Genomic DNA, 620 nt, shown 5'->3' on the forward strand with positions numbered 1-620 from the left:
CGAAAGGGAATCCGGAACTGATGGACCTCGAAGCGACACTCGCCAAACACGAGATCACCCGCGAGCAACTCGTCGACGTCGCGATCCTCTGTGGCACGGACTTCAACGAGGGCATCTCCGGCGTCGGGCCGAAGACGGCGCTGTCGGACATCCGCGAGCACGGCGACCTCTGGGCGGTGCTCGACGCCCGCGAGGCGTACATCGAGAACGCCGACCGCGTCAGAGACCTCTTTCTCGACCCGCCTGTCACGGACGATTACGCGTTCGATACCGACCTCTCGCCCGATATCGAGGCCGCACGCGCGTACGTCACCGCGGAGTGGGAGGTCGCCGCCGACGAGGTCGCACGCGGCTTCGAGCGTATCGAGTCCTCGCTCGTCCAGACCGGCCTCGACGAGTGGATATGATCGGTGAGCGTGTCGGGAGCGTGAACCAGACGGCTGTGAATCGAACACGAAAACCGGGAGACATCGGATCTGTGACGCCCCGTCCCCACCGCTAGCCGGTAACTCAAACGAGCGTTCCACCTATCCCAACTGGTATGATACCGTCAATCATCTGTGGTGACAATGCGTCGCCGCCGCCTCCTCTCGCTCGCCTCCACCCTCGCGTTCGGCTGT

The 620-nt window shown here is 63.9% G+C and carries 1 pseudogene; it reads left to right on the top strand.

Going from position 1 to position 620, the window contains the following annotated elements:
- Positions 1–407, top strand: a pseudogene (locus tag DEQ92_RS21405) (flap structure-specific endonuclease); the annotation flags it as partial.
- Positions 408–620 lie beyond the last annotated feature (213 nt).

This window comes from Haloferax sp. Atlit-6N (genome assembly GCF_003383195.1).
Classification (GTDB): Archaea; Halobacteriota; Halobacteria; order Halobacteriales; family Haloferacaceae; genus Haloferax; species Haloferax gibbonsii.